A 3400-nucleotide genomic window follows, 5' to 3' on the forward strand; every position below is an offset into this window, starting at 1 on the left:
CCTGCTGGTACAGCCGCAGGGCCTCTTTGGGGTTTTCCTCGCGCCAGGCGGCTGCCTGGCGGAATAGTCCGTCCAGAACGGGGGAAGTTTGGGGTTGGTGTAGAGTCACTGACCGGACCTCGGGCACGCTAAAAGGTGTCGCAGCAACCATTGTGCGCCCGGGCGATCCTCGAGCCCTTGTAATTCATCACAAACCGTACACCCGGGCCAGCGCCCTCTGCTGGAGCCGGGCCGCCCCGCTCGCCAGGTCCCGCCGGATCTCCTCGGGCAGCTCGGGCCAGCGGGGGAGGCGGATGCGGCGCAGGGTCTGGGCCTGGTAGCGGTGGTAGCCCCCGCGCATCTCCACCGAGTACGCCCGCACGAACAGCGCGGCGACCGGCGAGCGCAGCACGGCCTGCAGCGCCGGCAGCGGCCAGGCGCTCGAGGTCACCCAGTAGAGGTTGTGGTGCGGGTAGTAGCGCCCCTCCTCCAGCACCACGATGGGGCGCCCGGCCAGGTCGGGGATCAGCAGCTTGGGGGTGTGCCGGAGGGCGGGGTCCACGCGGTCGAGGGTGCGGAACCACTGCTCGGGGCGCTTGCGGGCGACGTAGCGGCGCTCCAGGGCGGGGCGGTGGGCCTCGAGGTAGGCCCGCAGCCGCGGGTAGCGCGCTAAGTCCACCAGGCGGCCCTCGGCGTCGAAGGGGTTGACGAGCAAAAAAAAAAACAGCAAATAGCCGCGCTGGTCGGGCGGGAGGGCCTGGGCGTCGAGGGCCTCGAGCCGGGCGCGGGCCTGCTCGGGCTGACCCAGCCCCAGGTGGGTCAGGGCCAGGGCCTTGGCCAGGAAGCCCCGGCGCCAGTAGGGCTGTTGCCGGGCGCGGGCGTGGGCGAGCTCGAGGTGCTCCAGGGCCGCGCCGAGCTCGCCCAGGTCGCGCAGGACGTCGCCCAGCAGCATGGGCACCGAGACGGCGAGCTCGCCCACGCCTTGCAGCGCGTCCGTCAGGCCCATGGCCTCCTGCAGCGCCTCGCGGGCCTGGCGCTTGTAGCCCAGCGCGCTCAGGCTCCAGCCCTGGTTGTTGAGCACCTTGAGCAGGGCGAACTCGTTGCCCGAGCGGCGCAGCACGGCGGCGGCTTTGCGGTGGTGCTCCAGCGCCTCACGGTGGCGCTCGAGCCCGTCGAGCACGATGGCGTAGCGCCCCTGGTTGGCGGCGAGCTGCTCGGCGTCGCCCAGCCGCTCGTAGAGGGCGAGGGCCTGCTCGAGCAGGGCCAGGGTCTCGGCGGGCTGCCCCTTGAGCCACAGCGCCGAGGCCAGGCTGGTGAGCAACCGGGCCTCCAGGGCCGGGTCGCCGCTGTGCACGGCGAGCTCGTAGCCGCTGCGGGCCGCCTCCTCCACCCGCTCGCCCTGCCCGCTGCCCAGCAGGGCGTTGGCCCGGGCGTACCAAGCGCGAGCCTTCTGGTGGGGGGTGCGGGCGAGGGCCGACAGCCGCTCGAGCAGCGCGGGGTGGCCCCCGGCGGGCTCGAGCCGCAGCCGGACGTGGGTGAGGGCCTCCTGCACGTCGAAGCGCTGCTCGGGGGTGCCGTGCTCCTCCAGGACCTGCGCGGCCTGCTGGTAGAAGCGCTGCGCCTCCGCCAGCAGCGAGGCGTGCTCGGCCTTGCGGCCGGCCTCGAGCAGGAACGGCAGCGCGCGCTCGGGCTCGCCCCCGGCCAGCCAGTGCTCGGCCACGCGGGCGGGGTCGGCCTTCTCCTGGGCCAAAGCGGCGGCCGTGCGCCGGTGCAGCAGGGCCCTGACCCCCTGGGGCATCCCCGCCGCCACGCTCTCGTGGATCAGGTCGTGGCTGAAGCGCTCCCCCTTGACCAGTTGGGCGCGCTCGAGCTCCTCCCAGGCCGGCAGCAGGCCCAGCGGCTCGCGCTCCATGAGCCGCGCGGCCAGCTCCAGCGAGAAGCCCTCGCCCGCCACCGCCACCAGCCGCGCCAGTTGCAGCGCCTCGGTGGACAGCCCCTCCAGGCGCCGCGCGATGATGCTGCCCACCTTGCCCGGCAGCCCGCCCTGGCCCGACCAGCCCTGCTCCAGGCGGTCGGTCTCGATGAGGTGGCGCACGGTCTCGAGCACGAACAACGGGTTGCCGCCGGTCAGGCTGGCGAGGGAGTCGAGGTGGCGCTCGAGGCCGGGGATCCCGAGCTCGAGCACCAGCGAGCGCAGGGCTACGGGGGGCAGGGGCTCGAGCCGGACGTGCAGCAGCGCCCCGGCCTCCTCCAGCCGCCGAACACGGTCCTCGAGCCCGGGGTGCAGCTCCCCGCTGCGGTAGGTGCCGATCACCCGCGGCCTCGAGCCGCTCGCCCCCAGCGGGGCGAACTTGCTGGTGAGGTAGAAGGCCACCTCGAGGCTGGGCAGGTCGAAGAACTGCAGGTCGTCGAGCACCCGCGTCGCCTCGCCCCGGCTCGCAAGGCGCAGCAGCTCGCCCTGCGCCTCGAAGAAGCGCAGCTTGTCGGCCTCGCCCTGCAGCGGCGGGGGCTCCTGCCCGCCGGCCAGCTCGGGGAGGATCCGGCCGAGCTCCCGCCGCACCCAGGGCGGCAGCTCGAGGCCCGGCTGCTCGCCCAGGAATTGGCGGAAGGCCCGCACGTGCGAGGCATAGGGCACCAGCGCGTCCCCCGGCCGCCCGCTGAAGAGCATGACCCGGCCCTTGGAGGCCGCGAACTCCAGCGCCAGGCGGGTCTTGCCGGTGCCCGGCTCCCCGCTGACCACGATGACCTGCCCGCGCTCCCAGGCCTCCTCCATCAGGGCCCACTCGCGCTCGCGCCCCACCAGCACCGGGGGCCGCTCGACGGACAGGGGGATGCGCCTGCGGGTGCCGGCCGGCTGGGGGGCCAGCCCGCCCCGCTCGATCTCGCGGGCCAGGGCGCGGGTCTCCTCCAGCGGCTCCACCCCCAGCTCACGGCGCAGCGCCTCCAGGCAGCGATGGTAGGCCCTGAGCGCGGCCGCCCGGTCGCCCAGCAGGTAGTGCAGCCGCATCACCCGCCGGTGCGAGGCCTCGGAGACAGGGTCCTCCTCCAGCAGCCGCTGGGCCCAGGAGAGGGCCTCGCCGAGGCCGCCCTCGCGCTCGAGGCCCTCGCACAGCAGCGCCAGCGCCTCCCGCCGCAGCTCCTGCAAGCGCTCGCGCTCGTAGAGCAGCCACTCCTCGAACTCGGGGCAGTCGTCGTAGTCGTAGCCCTCCAGCAGCCCGCCGGGGTTTTTCGGCGGCAGGTCCCCCCGCCCCGAGGCCACCCGGCTCTGCAGCTCGGCCACGTCGCTGTGCACCAGCGGGCCCAGGCCCAGCGGGTCGGTGCCCCCGAAGAGGCCGGGGTAACGGCGCAGGGTGAACAGCGCCTGGCGCAGGTTGTTGCGGGCGGAGGCGTCGGAGCCCTCGGGCCACAGCAGCCCGGCGAG

General features: G+C 74.5%; 1 protein-coding gene. It reads right to left on the reverse strand.

The window, feature by feature from the left end; genetic code table 11:
• Positions 1 to 187 precede the first annotated feature (187 nt).
• Positions 188 to 3400, reverse strand: a 3213-nt coding sequence (locus MEICH_RS26825; protein ID WP_051303862.1) for an ATP-binding protein, incomplete at its 5' end; no start/stop codon positions are given.

It is taken from the genome of Calidithermus chliarophilus DSM 9957, from assembly GCF_000430045.1.
In the GTDB taxonomy this organism is placed as follows: Bacteria; Deinococcota; Deinococci; order Deinococcales; family Thermaceae; genus Calidithermus; species Calidithermus chliarophilus.